Annotated in this window: 11 protein-coding genes; 5 read left to right on the top strand and 6 right to left on the bottom strand. The window is 71.7% G+C overall.

The window, feature by feature from the left end:
• The first annotated feature begins 39 nt into the window (after positions 1–39).
• A complete protein-coding gene (locus tag AC02VZ_RS12765; protein ID WP_432058163.1) occupies positions 40–2091 on the top strand; it encodes a galactose-binding domain-containing protein in 2052 nt (683 codons plus the stop codon).
• A gap of 10 nt (positions 2092–2101) precedes the next feature.
• Here AC02VZ_RS12765 and AC02VZ_RS12760 read toward each other — a convergent pair whose 3' ends face one another.
• From AC02VZ_RS12760 to AC02VZ_RS12745, 4 genes are all read right to left on the bottom strand, one after another.
• Positions 2102–3046 (bottom strand): formylglycine-generating enzyme family protein, encoded by a 945-nt coding sequence (locus tag AC02VZ_RS12760; RefSeq protein WP_432058162.1) that lies wholly within the window; start codon positions 3044–3046, stop codon positions 2102–2104.
• Positions 3043–4818 (bottom strand): sulfatase, encoded by a 1776-nt coding sequence (locus tag AC02VZ_RS12755; protein ID WP_386624369.1) that lies wholly within the window; start codon positions 4816–4818, stop codon positions 3043–3045. Before AC02VZ_RS12755 ends, AC02VZ_RS12760 begins: the two co-directional genes overlap by 4 nt.
• A gap of 1 nt (position 4819) precedes the next feature.
• Complete coding sequence (locus tag AC02VZ_RS12750) at positions 4820–6091, bottom strand: MFS transporter (RefSeq protein WP_386624366.1); 1272 nt, start codon at positions 6089–6091, stop codon at positions 4820–4822.
• Positions 6092–6247: 156 nt separating this feature from the next.
• Positions 6248–7231, bottom strand: a complete 984-nt coding sequence (locus AC02VZ_RS12745) for a LysR family transcriptional regulator (RefSeq protein ID WP_386624364.1) — start codon at positions 7229–7231, stop codon at positions 6248–6250.
• Positions 7232–7350: 119 nt separating this feature from the next.
• Here AC02VZ_RS12745 and AC02VZ_RS12740 point away from each other — a divergent pair, with 119 nt between their 5' ends.
• Positions 7351–8511, top strand: a complete 1161-nt coding sequence (locus AC02VZ_RS12740; protein WP_386624362.1) for a YeiH family protein — start codon at positions 7351–7353, stop codon at positions 8509–8511.
• 37 nt (positions 8512–8548) lie between these two features.
• Here the strand turns inward: AC02VZ_RS12740 and AC02VZ_RS12735 are convergent, their stop codons facing one another.
• Positions 8549–9115, bottom strand: coding sequence for a cysteine dioxygenase family protein (locus AC02VZ_RS12735; RefSeq protein ID WP_164382804.1), 567 nt, complete (start codon positions 9113–9115; stop codon positions 8549–8551).
• Between the two features lie 115 nt (positions 9116–9230).
• Positions 9231–10136, bottom strand: coding sequence for a LysR family transcriptional regulator (locus AC02VZ_RS12730; protein ID WP_432058160.1), 906 nt, complete (start codon positions 10134–10136; stop codon positions 9231–9233).
• Positions 10137–10736: 600 nt separating this feature from the next.
• Between AC02VZ_RS12730 and AC02VZ_RS12725 the strand changes: the two genes are divergently transcribed.
• The 3 genes from AC02VZ_RS12725 to AC02VZ_RS12715 all read left to right on the top strand — a co-directional run.
• On the top strand, positions 10737–14264 hold the full coding sequence (locus AC02VZ_RS12725; protein WP_386624356.1) for a M28 family peptidase: 3528 nt from the start codon (positions 10737–10739) through the stop codon (positions 14262–14264).
• Between the two features lie 316 nt (positions 14265–14580).
• Entirely contained in the window at positions 14581–16737 is a 2157-nt protein-coding gene (locus AC02VZ_RS12720) for a M4 family metallopeptidase (RefSeq protein WP_476475411.1), read from the top strand.
• Positions 16738–16787: 50 nt separating this feature from the next.
• Positions 16788–17838 (top strand): M20/M25/M40 family metallo-hydrolase (locus AC02VZ_RS12715; RefSeq protein ID WP_476475410.1); only part of this gene is annotated, 1051 nt, incomplete at its 3' end.

Here is a 17838-nt window from a genome sequence, read left to right as displayed (position 1 = left end):
ACTCTAGGGTGCGCCCCACCCCATGCCTCGGGAGAGCCTATGAAGAGAGCGCGTCCGGGTGGCGCCGCCGCCCTTGCCCTGTCCCTCCTCGCCGCACTGCTCCTCTCCGGCCTGGGCGCCGGCGGGGCCGGTGCCGCCGAGCGACCCTGGTGGGAACCGGCCGACCGGCCCGCCCCCGACTCCCAGGTCAACGTGAGCGGCGAGCCGTTCACCGGCACCGACGCGAACGGCGACGTGCGCGGATTCGTCGACACCCACAACCACCTGATGACCAACGAGGCGTTCGGCGGCAGGCTGGTCTGCGGCAAGCCGTTCTCCGACGGCGGCATCGCCGACGCCCTCAAGGACTGTCCCGAGCACTACCCCGACGGAGCCGGCGCGCTGCTGGAGAACCTCACCGTCGACCCCGACGGCCACCACGACCCGGTGGGCTGGCCGACGTTCAAGGACTGGCCCAGCCACACCACGATGTCGCACCAGCAGAACTACTACGCCTGGCTGGAGCGCGCCTGGCGGGCCGGGCAGCGCGTGCTCGTCACCGACCTGACGTCCAACGGTGTCATCTGCTCCATCTACGTCCGCGACCGTGGCTGCGACGAGATGGACTCCGTGCGGCTGCAGGCACAGAAGACCTACGACATGCAGGACTACGTCGACCAGATGTACGGCGGCGCCGGCAAGGGCTGGTTCCGGATCGTGACGTCCCCCGCGCAGGCCCGCGAGGTGATCGAGGCGGGCAAACTCGCCGTTGTCCTGGGCGTGGAGACCTCCGAGCCCTTCGGCTGCAAGCAGGTGCTCGACGTCGCCCAGTGCTCCAGGGCCGACATCGACGCCGGCCTCGACGAACTCCGGGCGCTCGGCGTGAGCAGCATGTTCCTGTGCCACAAGTTCGACAACGCGCTGTGCGGCGTGCGCTTCGACCAGGGTACGCAGGGCACCGTCATCAACGTCGGGCAGTTCCTCTCCACCGGCACCTTCTGGAAGACCGAGAAGTGCACCGGCCCCCAGCACGACAACCCGATCGGCTCGGCCAAGGTCCCCGAGATGGAGGCCAAGCTGCCGCGCGGGACCAGCGTGCCGTCGTACGACGAGAAAGCGCAGTGCAACACCCGTGGCCTCACCCGGCTCGGGGAGTACGCCCTCAACGCCATGATGGACCGCGGGATGATGGTCGAGGTCGACCACATGAGCGTCAAGGCCGCGGGCCGGGCGATGGACATCATGGAATCGGTGCGGTACCCCGGCGTGATCTCCAGCCACAGCTGGATGGACCGCAACTGGACCGAGCGGCTCTACCGGATGGGCGGCTTCGTCGGCTCCTACGACATGGACTCGAAGAGCTTCGTCCAGGACACCGCCGCCACCGCCGACCTGCGCAAGAAGTACGACGTCGGGCTCGGCTACGGCACCGACTTCAACGGGCTGGGCAGCCACCCCGCGCCCCGCGGGGCCGACGCCCCCGACAAGGTCACCTACCCGTTCCGGTCCTACCCCGACGGTCCGCTGGTGGATCGCCAGCACACCGGCGAGCGCGTGTGGGACGTCAACACCGACGGCGGCGCCCACGTCGGACTGATCCCTGACTGGATCGAGGACGTACGCCATCTCGGCGGTGACACGGTCGTCGACGAACTCCTGCACGGCGCGCAGTCGTACCTGGACACGTGGAACGCCACCCGTACCTGGGACCGACCGGCCGACCTGGCCCGGAGCGGCGCCGCGTCGGCCGGCAGCAGTGAGTTCTCGGTCGTCACCAGCTACCGGCCCGACCGTGCCGTCGACGGGAACTCCGGCACCCGGTGGGCCAGTGACTGGAGCGACGACCAGTGGTGGTCCGTCGACCTGCGCAGCCGCCAGCGCGTCGGCCGCGTGGTCCTGGACTGGGAGAAGGCCCACGCCGCCGCCTACCGCATCGAGGTGTCCGACGACAACCGGACCTGGCGCATGGTGTGGCAGACCGCGCAGGGGCGCGGCGGGCTCGAGACCGCCGAATTCACCCCGACGACCGCCCGCTACCTGAGGGTGCACGGCACGGACCGGGCCACCAAGTACGGCTACTCGCTGTGGGAGGTGGCCGTCCACGCACGGTGAGTGCCGCCGCCTACGGTGCGTCCGGGGCCGGGAGGTCCCAGACGCACCGGAAGCCGGCGTTGGCGGCCGACGCGTCCTCTTCGTTGGCCGAGCGCGCGGCCACCCGGTAGCGGTTGCACCAGGAGTCGTGGCACAGGAACGAACCGCCCTTGATCACCCGGCCGCCGCGCCACGGGTCGGCGCACCACTCCCACACGTTGCCGACGGTCTGGAAGAGACCGAAGCCGTTGGGAGGGTACGTCGTGACCGGCGCGGTGCCGGCCCAGCCGTCGGCCCCATCGGCCCCATCGGCACCGTGGGGGAAGTCGCCCTGCCAGACGTTGCACAGGTGCTCCCCGCCGGGGCGCAGTTCGTCGCCCCACGGGTAGCGCGCGCCCTCGAGACCGCCCCGGGCGGCGTACTCCCACTCCGCCTCGGTCGGCAGTCGGCCGCCCGCCCAGGCGCACCAGGCCCGCGCGTCGCGCCAGGACAGGTGCACGGCGGGGTGGTCCTCGCGGCCGGTCACGTCGGATCCGGGGCCCTCGGGACGTTGCCAGCTCGCGCCTCGGACCGCGCACCACCACGGTGCCGACCGGACCCGGGGTGCGCGTGCCGCGGCCGCGGGCGTCAGGTGCAGGTGGAAGACGTGGGACCAGCCGAAACGCTCGGCGTCGGAGACGTGCCCGGTCTCCTCGGCGAACGCCGCCCACTGGGCGGTGGTCACCGTCGTCGCGGCCACGGCGAAGGGACCGACGGTCACGGCACGGACCGGCCCCTCGAGGTCGTCGGGGTGGCCCAGCCCCTCGTCGCTGCCCATCCGGAAGGTGCCCCCGGGGAGCCGCACCGCCTGGTCCGGCGGCTCGGCGTCGTGCCGTGGAGTGCGGACGGGAGGGACCCCGGCGGCCGGTTCCGTCGGCTTCGCCGCTTCCGTTCCGCGTTCGCCGTGGCGCCCCGGTGAGCAGCAGGGGCCGCTCACAGTTCGGCCAGTTCGTCGGCGATCCGGTGCAGTGTGGCGGTGGGGATGAGTCCGACGGCCACGCCGGCGACGTCCAGCAGCCCCAGCTCGAGCACTTCGTCGGGCAGTGGACCGTCGACGAGGTCGCCCAGGTGGGCCCGGAGGACCGAGACCGCGGCGGGGTCGGCCAGCAGCGTCGCTATCGGTGTGGTCACGCCGATCCTGGAGCCGGGGAAGTCCGCGGCCCGCAGCGGTCGTCGGCGGCTGGTCTCCACCTGAGCGGCCTGCTCGCGGCACAGCAGGTGCTCGGTGGTCAGCGGCCCGGTCGCCGGTAGGCCCATGCGCGAGAACTGCTCGGCCGGCGCCTCGCTCGCGACCATCAGGTCGCGCATCAGGGTGGCCATCCGCAGTTCCTGCTCGTCGTCGACGACCGGGTGCTGCTGCCCCGGGTCGGCGTCGAGGTCGAAGAGCATCGAACCGAAGGTGTGGGGGTCGGTGTAGGCGGTGCCGGGCACCCGCAGCGGTGACACGCCCTTGGTGAACCCGAAGGGAGCGGCGAGAGCGGCCTCGCGCAGCACCTCGACCGGCATCCGACCGCGCATGAGGGTGGGCATCAGCGTGTATTCCGCGAGCGGCTGGTTGCCGGGGCGCGCCGGGGCGCGCAGATAGACCCAGCGGCCGTCGGTGACGTTGACGTGTCCGCCGAAGATGCCGAACAGACCTGCTTCGCGGACGGGTTCGTCGCACGCGACGGTGTCTGCGAGGGGCATCCCTTGGGTGTCGGGGGTCGCGGGCTGTCCGAAGAAGTCGAGCAGGGTCGGAGCGAGGTCGATCGTCTGCACCAGCGAGGTGCGTCGCTCACCGCGGCGGCGCGAGCGCGGGTCCCACACGAACAGCGGAAGGTGGATGGTCTCCTGGAAGTACGGCGGGGTGTTCTTGCCCCACCAGTCGTGCTCGCCGAGCAGGAAACCGTGGTCGGTGCCCACGATCAGCATCGTGTCGTCCCACATGTCGTGCTCGTCCATGGCGGCCAGCACCCGGCCCAGGCTGTGGTCGCACATGGTGAGCAGCGCCGAGTAGAGCGAGCGGGTGTGGTCGACGGTCTCCTTCGTTTCCGAGACCCGCACGTAGTCGGGCCAGTCCAGTTCGGGGCCGTCGTATGCCGTGTCGTACAGTTTCCGGTAGTCGTCGTAGGTGAAGAACGGCTCGTGCGGGTCGAAGGTCTCGATCTGGAGGAACCAGTCGTCCTCGTCGGCGTTGGTGCGGATGAAGTGCAGTCCGGCGTCGAAGGTACGCGTCTGCGGGTGTTCTGCCTCGCTGGTCATGTAGAGCCGGTTGACCCGGTCCTGGCGGCGCAGTTCCCCGTTCGTCGCGGTCGGCGCCTGGTTGTCGGGCACGGGCGGGTCGGCGACGTGCCCCTTCCACTCGTCGCCCTCCTGGCCCCGGAAGAACTCGAAGGTCCGGAATCGCGGGTGGTAGGTCGCTCCGCCGTCGGCCCAGTAGTGCTGGTGGTCGGTCACCAGGTGCGTGTAGACGCCGGCGCGGGTGAGCAGTTCGGGCATCGAATCGTCGAACGGCTCCAGCGGGCCCCAGCCCCGGTGCAGGAAGTTGTGCCGACCGGTGTGCAGTTCGCGCCGGGCCGGCATGCAGGGCATCGAGCCGCCGTACGCGTTGTCGAAGGTGACGCTGCGCTCGGCGAGGTCGGCGAAGTGCGGGGCGACGACGTTTTTCGCCCCGTACGGGGGCAGGAATCGACGGTTGAGCGTGTCGAAGAGGACGAAGATGGCGCGCATGTCAGGACACCGACCTTATCCGCGTCACCGACCAGGCGCCGAGCAGCATGATCAGTGCGCTGACGGCGTAGAGGGCGCGGTAGTTCTCGTTGGTGAGGGTGAGGACCGTGAAGCCGACCACGGGCGCGATCGGCAGGTTCTGGGCGGCGTTGACCAGGCCCAGATCGCGGGCCCGGGTGCGCTCGTCGGGCAGGACGTCGGTGGTGAGCACCTGGTCGACGGAGAGGAAGGCGCCGTACCCGACGCCCAGCAGGGCCGCGGCCAGCAACGCCGCCTGCCACGTCGGCGAGAGAGCCAGGCTCAGCGCGGCCGCGGTCTGCAGCACGGCGCTGACGACGACCAGCGGCTTGCGGCGCAGCGTGCGGTCGGCGACCAGTCCGGCGGCGTACGTCGCGACCACACAGAACGCCAGGTAGACAAGGGTGAGCGTGAGCGCCGCGGTCTCCAGGTCGGGACGGTGCAGCGCGTCCTCGACGTAGTAGAGCAGGTACGCCGTGCCGACCAGGTTGCCGGCGTTGATCAGCACCCGTGTGGACATGGCCCAGTAGTAGTCCGGTGCCCGGCGCGGACGGGGCGGCGTCAGGTTGTGCAGCAGACTCCCGGCCGGTGCGGCCCGCGGGGGCGGTGCCGGTTCGCCGACGCCGAGCAGGAAGGGCAGACCGCAGACCACGGCGATCAGGGCGATCACCCACCACGCGGTGGGCACGTCGTCGATGACCTCGGTGACCAGTGCCATGCCGCCCGCCAGCGCGATCACCTGCGGCACGCCGAAGGCCGCCGACGCCCGGCCGCGCTGGTTCACGGGTACCTGGTCGGCGATCATCGCGCTCAGGGCCACCAGAACGCTCGCCTGCCCGATCGCCACGAGCACGAGCAGCGTGCACACCACCGGCACCGAGTCGACCTGCCCGACGAGGGCGAAGGCCAGTGCGGCGAGGGCGAACCCGGCCAGCGCCCACACGCGCCGGCGGCCCCAGGCCAGGCGGGTGCGGTCGCAGAGGAAGCCCACCAGGGGGACGGCCACCACGATGGTGACCAGCAGGACACCCTGGAAAACGCTGGCCAGGCGGACCTTCCGGCCGGGGTCGACGTCGCGGGCCAACTGGGCGAGCATGACCTGGCTGGGCAGCATCACCAGGAGCCAGAACCCGAGCCACGCCAGCGCGAACAGCCACAGCCACGTCAGGGTGACGGCGGTGCCGGGTACCGAGGCGTCCTCCGCCGGGCGGGTCGGTTCCAGGGGGCCGGGCCGGCCTTCGGGCGGTGCGGTCACCGGCGCCTCCTGGTCCGGACGGGTGCCGGGAGTCTAGGTGGCGCACTTCGGGTGGTCAATCGTCCTGGACGGATGACCAATTGGGCCGCTCGGTACCGGTCACGGGTTCAGGGGCCGCTTGAGCGACGGCCTGTGACCCGGCCGCGTTGGGTGAGGTCACCTCGGAAGCGGTCGTCTGCTGCCGGGGTCGTCCGCGACGGGAGCGTCCGCACGCGTGGGACGGTGGCGGTGACCGTTACGGCGAGCGCGGTGAACGGCGACGGCGAGGAGCTCGGCGGCGGGTCCGGCGAGATGACGTCCGGCCGGCCACACCGCGCGCAGCGAGCGGCGCAGGTCGACGCCCTCCACCTCGACCGGGACCAGACGTCCCTCGGCCAGATCGCCTCCCACCGCGAGCTCACTGAGGACGGCGGGGCCGGCCCCCGCGATCACCGAACCCCGTACGGCCGCCGCCGAGCCCAGCTCCAGCAGCGGACGGGCCTCCTCGGCGCCCGCCCGGCGAAGGGCGTGGTCGAGGGTCTCCCGGGTGCCCGAACCGCGCTCCCGGACGACGATGGGGGTGGCCGCGAGTTCCCGGACGTGCAGAGGCTTCCGGCGGCGGGCCCATGGGTGGTCCGGGACGACGACGACGATCAGCCGGTCGCGGGCCACGACCCGCCGGGACAGACCCACGGGTGCCCGGGGCGACTCCACGAAGCCCATCTCCACCGCGCCGTCGTGCAGCAGTTCCCGTACATGCTCGCTGTTGGTGACCTGAAGCCCGACGTAGAGGTCGGGACGTGTCTGGCGGAGCTCGCCGATCCAGGTCGGCATCAGGTATTCGGCGACCGTCATGCTGGCCGCCACCCGCAGCTCGGCGTCGCGCTTGCTGCGCAGCGCCTCGGCGCCGGTCAGCAGCGCGCCGACGTCGTCCAGGACGAGCTGCGCCCACCCCGAGACCATGTGCCCGGCGGACGTCAGCCGCGATCCGCGCCGGGTGCGGTCCACGAGCACCAGGCCCAGGCGTCGCTCCAGCGTGGACAGACGCTTGCTGGCCGAGGGCTGGGCGATGCCGAGGCGGGTGGCCGCGCCACCGAGGCTGCCCAGCTCGCCGACGAGCACCAGCAGCCGCAAGGACTCCAGGTCCGGCACCTTACTCATTGCTCCAGGGTATGAGCGGGTGAGTCCCGCCCGGTCTCGGCCTGTCATGGCGTTTGGCTATGACCTCCTCACGATCGGCTGGCTAGCGACCTGGTCCGCGGCGTACGACAGTCGAAAACATGAGTCAGCAGGAAGAACCGACGGCCCCGCGCGGCCGGCCCGCGCCGCCCCTCCCGCCGGACGGAAGCCGGGACGTCGGGCGGACATCCGTGTCGCGCGCTCCCGGCGCGGCGCTGAGGGCCCGGTTGCCTGGCCTCGCGCTGGCCGTGGCGATCGCCGCCGTGGCCACGGCCGTGGGCAGCCGGTTCCCCGTGGTGGGCGGTCCGGTCACGGGCATCGTCCTGGGTGTGGTGCTGGCCGCGGTGCTCCGGCCGGGCGGGCGGCTGAGGCCGGGGATCACGTTCGCGGGCCGGTCCGTGCTCCAGGTCTCGGTCGTGATTCTCGGCTGCCAGCTCTCCCTCGCCCAGATCGCGCGGGTGGGCGGAGGGTCTCTCCCGGTCATGCTCGGCTCCCTGACCGCCTGCCTGGTCGCCGCGTACCTCGTGGGCAGACTGCTCGGAATCGGGGGCGACCTGCGCACCCTGATCGGGGCGGGCACCGGGATCTGCGGCGCTTCGGCCATCGCCGCGGTCACCCCGGTGATCGGGGCGGCGAGCGCGGAGGTCGCCTACGCCGTGTCCACCATCTTCCTCTTCAACATCGCCGCCGTGGTGACCTTCCCCTTCCTGGGACACCTGCTGGGCATGGGGCAGCACGCCTTCGGGCTCTTCGCGGGAACCGCGGTCAACGACATGTCCTCGGTGGTGGCCGCCGCCACCACGTACGGGGACGAGGCGGGACAGTACGCGGTCGTCGTCAAGCTCACCCGCACTCTCCTGATCATCCCGATCTGCCTCGGCCTGGCCGCACTCGTCGCCCGTAGGGCCGCCGGGCGGGCCGACGTGCCGGACGGTGCCGCGGCCGTAGCACCGTCGCCGGGAGGCCCGTCGGCCCGCGTCCGGTCCCGCGTCGGTGTCCTCGGACTGGTGCCGTGGTTCCTCGTCGGCTTTCTTCTCACCGCGACGGCCAACACGATCGGGCTCGTACCGGACGGCTGGCACGACGGACTGGACGCCCTGGCCGTCTTCCTGATCACGGTGGCGCTCTCCGCGATCGGGCTCTCCACCGACCTCGCCGGTCTGCGCCGGGCCGGATTCCGCCCGCTGCTCCTCGGCGCCTGCCTGTGGGTGGTCGTGTCCGGGACGAGCCTCGGACTGCAGTTCCTGACGGGGACCCTGTGAGGCGGAGGCCGTCGCCGCACCGCCGCCCGTACGGGTCTCAGCGCTCATCGGCGGGCGGCTCGTAGACCCGGCGGATGCTGGTGCCCAGCCGAGTGATGTCGGCTCCGTACACGTGCAGGGATATCGCCTTGCCCGAGCCGGCGTTGCGGACGCGGTGGATGTCGCCGGGGGGCGCGAAGCCGCACACGTCGCCCTGGTCGTTGACCACGTCCCGCGTGAAGACGAGACGTCCGGTGCCCTCCTCCTCGGAGCGCATCTCGTACCGGCGTTCGTCCTCGCGGCCGATGTGGACACCGGTGACGCACCAGGAGACGTGGTCGTGGACGGCGGTGCGCTGTCCCGGGAGCCAGACCAGGGAGACGATCGAGAAGCTGCCGTCGCCTTCGGCGTGCAGCACGTGCTGACGGTAGTGGTCCGGTGAGCCCTCGCTCTGCCGCCCGGTCAGCAGGTCGGCGGCCCCCAGGTGGGGTCCGAGGCGCTCACCGACCAGTCGGGCCGTGCGGTCGTGCGGGAGGCCGCGCCGGACGACCTTCCGCACCTCGTCGACGAGGCGGTCGAGGCGGGCGGTGGTCTGCGGACGCGGTGTGGTGGTGTCGGCGGTCATGTCGGCAGCCTGCGAGCCGAACACCCCCGCGTCCAACGACGATTGCTTGGGTTCACGGCAACGGGGGCTTATGGGTCGCGGCACGCGGGCACGCGGGATCGTGTCCGGCGGCGGGTCAGCAGCCGATCCGCCTCTCGGCGACCGTCCTGAGCGCTTCGACGACTCGGGCGGTCGCGGGGACCCGCAGATGCCCGCGCAGCACGTAGGCGGAGATCCGCCGGTGCACGGCCGGCCTCAGGGCGCGCCCCGCCACCCGGTCGAGCCGGAGGAAGGGCAGCACCGGACTCGGCACCAGCGCGACGCCCAGGCCCTGGGCGACCAGCGACTGCACGACCAGACCGTCGTCGGTGGTGTAGGCGATGTTGGGGGCGAAGCCCAGTTCCGCGCACGCGTGCAGGAAGTGGGTGCGACAGCGGGCGCAACCGGCGATCCACCGCTCCCCGGAGAAGTCCGTGAGACACACGGAACGACGCCGCGCCCGAGGGTGCGCGACCGGCATGAGCACCGTGAGCTGGTCCTCCATCAGCGGGACGGCGACCACGTCCTCGGGGAGCTCGTCGGACGCTCCGGGATAGGTGAAGGCGAGCGTCACGTCGCACTCGCCGCGCCCGAGACGCCCGAGCGAGTCGGGCGGTTCGTCGTCGAGCAGACTCACCCGGATCCCGGGGTGTTCCGCCGAGAGGTGTGCCAGTGCCTCCGGGACGAGCGTGGCGTTGGCGCTGGGAAAGCCGCAGACCCTGACCGTTCCGCTGCGAAGCCGGGTGATCGCCGTCACCCGCTCCTCCGCGAGGTCCAGGCTCTCCAGGATCGCCTCGGCGTGCCGGGCCAGGGTCTCGCCGGCCTCCGTCAGCCGCATGCGCCGGCCCACCCGGACGAACAGCGGACTGCCGACGGACCGTTCCAGCGCCTTCATCTGCTGGGTCACCGCCGGCTGTGTGTAGCCCAGGAGCGAGGCCGCCTTCGAGTACGTGCCGGCGTTGACGACGACGTGGAAGGTCCTGATGTGCCGTGAATCGAACACGCGTCGAATGATAAGCGGAAGTTGGGGTCCCGGACGCGCCGTCCGCCGGTCCGGGCGCAGGGCCCCGTACGGTCCGGCGCGCGGACCAGCTGCCCGGTGGAGGTGCCCGCCCGCGGGTCGCATCGTGCTACGGAGCCGGATCCACCTCGTTGACCTGGCCGTCGTCACCCGCCCGAACGGCGCGGCGCACTGCCCGGTCGGGGGGGCGGCGCGGGCCGGTGGAGGGTCCCGCCGGCGGCTTTGCCACTTTGTGACAGCGCGGCCCCGCCCCGATCGCTCCCACCGGCCGACGCCTCGTGCCCCCGGCGGGGTCCGCGCACCCGGTGCGCGGCCGGTCCCGCCCACTCTGCCTGGTGAGCGCCAGGTGCCCCGGGGGAAGGGCCGGCCGGTGCGGGGGTGGCACGGGTTTGCCTGTGTGTGCCGGTCGGCCGTGAGCGGTGCCTTCTTCGTTGACCCGGGTCCGAGTTGATGCGAGCTTGCCGCCTTGTCGGTCGTGGACATGGCAAAAGACTGTCGTCGGCTCCCCGTGGACGTCAGGCCGTCATGCCCCGCCGAGTGTTCGCCCGTCCCGCGTACGACACACGATGTCAAGGAGCACTGGTGAAACGAAGACTCGCCACGGCCGGCCTGTCCATGGTCGTAGCCATCGGCACGGTGGCACTTCCCGCCGTGTCCGCCGCCCGCGCCGCACCGACCGACTCCGTCCGCGCCGAAGCCGCCGCCGAACCCAAACCCGTGGACCGGGCCGTCGCCGCCGCCGACAAGGTCACCGCGAGCGGCTTCGACGCGCTCGCCAAGGGGCCGGACGAGCGCTACGACCGGCGCATGGTCACGCCCTGGCTCAAGGGGCTCTACTCCGTGGCGTACGAGCGGACCTACCGCGGCCTGCCCGTGGTCGGCGGCGACGCCGTGGTCCTGGCCGACGGCGAGGGCGACGTCCGGGCCGTGCGCGCCGCGAGCGACGTCCGGATATCCGTCGGTACCGAGGCCAGGGTCGAGGCCGCCGCGGCGGCACGCACCAGTCGCGCGAAACTGAAGCAGGCGGACAAGACCGAGTCCCAGCGGCTGGTGGTGAAGATCCAGGGCGACACCGCACGGCTCGCCTGGGAGACCGTCGTCACGGGCACCACGAAGGACGAGCGCCCCAGCCGCCTGCACGTCTTCGTCGACGCCCGCAGCGGAAAGGTCGTCGACAGCTACGACGACGTACGCGCGGGCAGCGGTCACAGCGAGTGGAACGGTCCGAACCCGCTCTCCATCGACACCAGCCAGTCCGGTGGCCAGTACCGGCTGAGCGACCCGACCCGCCCCGGACTGAGCTGCGCCAACTACAGCGGCGGCGGTGTCTTCACCGGTCCGGACGACGACTGGGGCAACGGCGACGCGAGCAGCCGGGAGACCGGTTGCGTCGACGTGATGTACGCCGCCCAGAAGCAGTGGGGCATGCTCTCCGACTGGCTGGGCCGCGACGGCCACGACGGCAACGGCGGCAGTTGGCCCACCAAGGTCGGCCTCGACCAGGTCAACGCCTACTGGAACGGCTCCAGCGTCTCCATCGGCCACAACCAGGCCGGCGAGTGGATCGGCGCCATGGACGTCGTCGCCCACGAGTACGGGCACGGCATCGACCAGTTCACCCCGGGCGGGGCGAACAACGAGAACGGCCTCGGCGAGGCCACCGGCGACATCTTCGGCGCCCTGACCGAGGCGTACGCCAACCAGCCCGAGCCGTACGACACCCCGGGCGACTACGAGGTCGGCGAGACCATCGACCTGGTGGGCAACGGGCCGATCCGCATCATGCACGACCCGTCCAAGCTGCGGGACCCCAACTGCTACTCCTCCTCGATCCCCAACATGGAGGTCCACGCGGCCGCCGGCCCGCTCAACCACTGGTTCTATCTGCTCGCCGAGGGCACCAACCCCGGGGACGGCAAGCCGACCAGCCCGACCTGCAACAACACCACCCTCACCGGGGTCGGCATCCAGAACGCGGGCAAGATCTTCTACGGCGGCATGCTGCTCAAGACCAGCAGGATGACGCACAAGCAGTACCGCACCGCGACGCTCACCTCCGCCAAGAACCTCGACCCCACCTGCACCCTCTTCAACAGGACGAAGGCGGCCTGGGACGCGATCAGTGTCCCCGCCCAGTCCGCGGACCCGACGTGCACCGGCACCCCGGCCTCCGACTTCTCGATGGCGCTCACCCCGTCAGCGGGCAGCGTCGAGCCGGGCCAGTCGGTCACCTCGACCGTCTCCACCGCCGTCACCGGCGGCAGCGCCCAGTCCGTCGCGCTGACGGCGAGCGGCGCGCCGGCCGGTGTGTCGGTCTCCTTCGACCCGTCGTCGGTCACGGCGGGTGACAGCGCGACCATGAAGGTGACCGTCGCGGACTCCGCGGCCCAGGGCACCTACACCCTCACCGTCAAGGGCGACGGCAGCGAGGCGGACCACACCGCGCAGTACACGCTGACCATCGGTGGCGGGGGCAACCCCGGCGGCGAGGCCCCCGACATCGACGTGGACAAGGTGAGGGCCCACCTGGCCGAGTTCCAGGCCATCGCCGACCGCAACGGCGGCAACCGCCACGCGGCCCGCTCGGGTTACGACGAGTCGGTCGCCTACGTCAAGGGCAAGCTCCAGGCCGCCGGCTACACGGTCACCGAGCAGCCCTGCACCTCCGGCTGCACCAGCGGCGCCGGCCCCAACCTGATCGCGGAGTGGCCGAAGGGCGACGCGGACAAGGTCTACATGTTCGGCGCCCACCTCGACGGCGTCTCCGCCGGACCCGGCATCAACGACAACGGCTCCGGATCGGCGGCACTCCTGGAGAACGCCCTCGAACTGGCCCGGCAGAACCCGACCATGCTCAACCGCGTGCGCTTCGCCTGGTGGACCGACGAGGAACAGGGCCTCAACGGCTCCGACTTCTACGTCCGCTCGCTCAGCTCCGCCGAACGCTCCAAGATCAAGGCGTACTACAACTTCGACATGGTCGCCTCCACCAACGGCGGCTACTTCATCAACCACATCGACTCGGCCGCCGCCGCGCCCATGAAGGAGTACTGGGACTCCCTGGGTCTGGCACCCGAGGAGAACACCGAGGGGGCCGGCCGCAGCGACGACTACTCCTTCCAGCGCTACTCCATCGCCACCTCCGGTTACGCGATGGGCGCCGGCGCCCGCAAGACCTCGGCGCAGGCCGCCAAGTGGGGCGGCACGGCCAACAGGGCGTACGACCCCTGCTACCACTCCGCCTGCGACACCATCGACAACATCAACGTGACCGGGCTCAACCGCGGTTCCGACGGCGTCGCCTACACCCTGTGGGAGCAGGCGGTCGGCGGCGAGGCCCCGGCGAACGACTTCTCCGTCGCGGTCTCACCCGTCTCGGGCAGCGTCAAGGCCGGCGAGTCGGCCACCGCGCAGGTGACCACCGCCACCACCAACGGCGAGGCGCAGACCGTACGTCTGACGGTCCCGAACGCCCCCGCCGGAGTGTCGGTGGCCTTCGACCCGCAGTCCGTCGAGTCCGGCCAGAAGGCCGCCATGAAGGTCGACACGGCGGCATCGACGGCACCGGGCACCTACACCCTCACCGTCACGGCCACCGGTACGTCGGCCACGCACACCACGACGTACACCTTGACCGTCACCGGTGACGGCGGCGACTGCGACACGGGCCAGAAGATCGTCAACGGCGGCTTCGAGAACGGCACCTCCCCGTGGACCGGCAACACCGGCACCATCGGCGCCCACAACGGCCAGTCCGCCCACACCGGTACCCGCTTCTCCTGGCTGGCCGGGTACGGGAGCAGCCACACCGAGACCATCAACCAGACGGTGACCGTCCCGAAGGGCTGCGCCAAGGTCACACTCGGCTACTTCCTGCACGTCGACACGGCGGAACGCACCAGTACCCCGTACGACTTCCTCCGGGTCAAGGTGGACGGCACCACCATCAGCACCAAGTCCAACGCCGACGCGCGGCAGGGCTACGTCGAGCAGTCGCTCGACCTGAGCTCCTACGCCGGCAAGCAGGTCACGGTGACCTTCACGGCCACCGAGGACGCCTACCTGCAGACCAGCTTCGTCATCGACGACGTGACGCTGCAGGGCAGCTGACGCCCTGACGTCGGGGCCCGGACCGCCTGTTGGCGGTCCGGGCCCCTTCGCGTGGTGCGGCCCGGCGCCGACCCGGGGGTGTGCTGTCACCGGGCCCTCACCGACCGTATGCCGGAATGTGCCTGTGCGTTCCACCGGGTGACCGTGCGGCAGCGACCGGGGGAACGTCCTCACCCTGAGTGGTTGCCGACGGGCGGGTTTGCCGATGTGTGCCTCTCGTCGCCGAGCCCGTTGTCGTGCCCCTGCGGATCCTGCGAGCGTTCCGCCCATCGGTCCGGCCCCGCGGCCGGCCGCCTCTGCCGACAAGGACGGACTCATGCGAAGACTCGGACTTCTGGGCGTCGCCATTGTCATGCTCACAGCATCGATGTCCGGGATCGCCCCGCACCCCTCCCACGCGACGCCCGGCGGCGAGGCCGGCGCCACCCTGGAGGGACTGGCGACCGGACGCGACCACGAGCGGCTCGTCCCGGTGGGGACCACCGAGGGGCCGCGCGGACTGACCTACCACGCCTACGAGCGGACCTACCGGGGACTGCCCGTGCTGGGCGGCGACTTCGTGGCCGTCACCGACTCCTCCGGCTCCCTCGTGGGCACCCCCCTCGCGGGCAAGCCCCCCGTCGACGTGGCCGTGACCCCCACCGTCACACCCCGCGCGGCCACGGCCGCCGCCCGGACCCGGATGCCGGGAGCCACCGGGGCCACCGCGCCGCGGCTGGTGGTGTTCGCGCCCGACGACGAGGAGCGCCTGGCCTACGAGGTCGTCCTCACCGGAACCCGCGAGGGCCGGCCGAGCCGGCTGCACGTGATCGTGGACGCCCGTTCCGGGACGGTGCCGGCGGCCTGGGACGAGGTGCTGGACGGCACCGGGCACGGCTACTACTACGACGACACGCCGATCGACACCCGCCGTACCGGCTCCGGCTACGAGATGTCCGACCCGGGCCGCCGCAACCTGTTCTGCGGCATCCAGGGCAACGGCGCGGTCTCGGGGCCCGACGACTCCTTCGGCAACGGCGGCGGCACCGACCTGGAGACGGCGTGCGCGGACGCCTACTACGCGGCGCAGCAGGAGTGGAACATGCTCCGCGACTGGCTCGGCCGCGACGGCTTCGACGGCTCGGGCGGCGCCTTCCCCCTGTTCGTGGGCCTGAACGCGGTGAACGCCTACTGGAACGGCCACACGGTCAACATCGGCCGCACCAAGGACAACCAGCGCCAGCTGACCGAACTCGACGTCGTGGCACACGAGTTCGGGCACTCGGTCTTCCAGTTCACCCCCGGCGGCTTCGACGGTTACACGGAGACGTACGCCCTGAACGAGGCCACCGGCGACATCTTCGGCGCCCTCACCGAGCACTACGCCAACCACCCCTCCGACCCGCCGGACTACGTGTACGCGGAGGAGGCCGACGCCCTCGGACGCGGCCCGGAACGCATCATGTACGACCCGTCGGCAGGGCCGCGGGACGAGCCGAACTGCTGGTCGACGAAGATCCCCGACACCGAGGTGCACGACGCCGCGGGACCCGCCAACCACTTCTTCTACCTGATGGCCGAGGGAACGAACCCGGGAGGCGGCAAGCCCTCCAGCCCCGTCTGCGCGGGCGGGCCGGACAGCGTGACCGGCCTCGGCATCCGCACCGCGGGCCGGATCTGGATGACGGCGCTGCTGCAGAAGACGTCCTTCTGGGAGTACGCCGACGCCAGGGTGGCGACCCTGAACGCCGTCACCCAGCTGTACCCCGGTGACTGCGCGCGCTACGACACCGTCAAGGGGGCCTGGGACGCGGTGTCCGTGCCCGCGCAGGCGGCCGAACCCGGCCGGCCCGGCGACTGCGGCCAGAACCCGTCCTCCTTCTCCCTGGACCTGACGCCCGCGACCGTCGACACGACGCCCGGAGCCGTCGCGACGAGCACCGTCGTCACCCGCACGACATCGGGCGACCCGCAGGACGTCACCCTCACCGCCTCCGGTCTGCCGGACGGAGCGACGGCGGCCTTCGACCCGCCGACGGTCGAGACCGGCGGCTCCTCCGTCCTCACCGTCTCCACCGCCGAGGACACCCCCGCCGGCACCCACCGGATCACCGTGACGGGCAAGGGATCCGACGGCGGCACCCGCAGCGCTGCGCTCACGCTGAAGGTGCGAGGGACGACCCCCGACACCTGCACCGGACACGAGGAGACCCGCACGGGCAGCCTCCGAGCGGGCGCCACGGCCTACCAGCCGGACGGCGGCTACTACCGCACCTCCGTCACCGGCACCCACCGCGCCTGCCTGCGGGCCCCGGACGGCGCCGACTTCGACCTGGCCCTCCAGAAGTGGAGCGGCAGGTCCTGGACGGTCGTGGCCGAAGCCACCGGCCCCGGCACGACGCTCACCCACACCGGGCCGGCCGGCTACTACCGCTACCGGATCCAGGCCCGCACGGCCGGCGGCGACTACACCCTCGGCTACGACACCCCCTGAGCCCTTCCCACCACACCCCGGCCACCCCCCACCGAAAGGTTCATCACTCCATGCGAAAACGCCTCGTGACCCTGGCGAGCGCCCTGGCGCTGGCCGTGGGCGCCCTCACCGCCTCCACCGGCTCCGCCGTCGCGGGCGCCGACGCGCCGGCCGCCCCGCCCGGCGCCACCGTCCGGGCGGCCGTGCCCGACGCGGCGACGGACGCGCAGGCACCGGAGATCCCCGCCGACAACCTGATGGCCCACCTGCGCGAGTTCCAGGGCATCGCCGACGCCAACGGAGGAAACCGCGCCCACGGCCGCCCCGGCTTCAAGGCGTCCGCCGACTACGTCAAGGGACGACTCGACGCGGTCGGCTTCACCACCACGCTCCAGCCCTTCACCTACCGGAACGCGACCGGCTGGAACGTCGTCGCCGAATGGCCCCACGGCAACCCCGACGAGGTCGTCTTCGCCGGCGCCCACCTGGACGGAGTTCCGGAGGGCCCGGGGATCAACGACAACGGGTCGGGATCCGCGGCCGTGCTGGAGACCGCGCTCGCCGTCTCCCGGGCCGACCTGCGGCCCGAGAAGCGGCTGCGCTTCGCCTGGTGGGGCGCGGAGGAACTCGGCCTGATCGGCTCACGGCACTACGCCGACCAACTGGGCCAGGCCGAGCTCGACAAGATCGACGTCTACCTCAACTTCGACATGGTGGGCCAGAAGGACACCACCAGGTGGGGCGTGTACAGCCACACCCCGTCCGTGGGCAAGGTCTTCAAGGACTACTTCGCGGCCCGCGACATCGGCACCTTCGACATCAAGTGGGACGGCAGCTCCGACCACAGCTCCTTCACCCGCCACGGCGTCCCGGTCAGCGGCATCGGCTCCGCCGACGACCCCTGCTACCACTCCGCCTGCGACGACATCGACAACGTCGGCCCGCGGGCCATGGGCATAGCCGCCAACGCCATCGCCCACACCGTGTGGGAACTCGCCGGCGAGGGCGGCACCCCTGCTCGGGACTTCTCGGTGTCGGTGGATCCGTCGGCGGGTTCGACGGATCCGGGTGGGAGTACGACGGCGTCGGTCGGGACGGCGACGACGGCGGGTGAGGCGCAGC

The sequence above is a fragment of the Streptomyces sp. 3-6 genome, from assembly GCF_056323165.1.
Note: the sequence above shows the minus strand (reverse complement) of the source record. Positions and strands in the feature narration are given on the sequence as shown.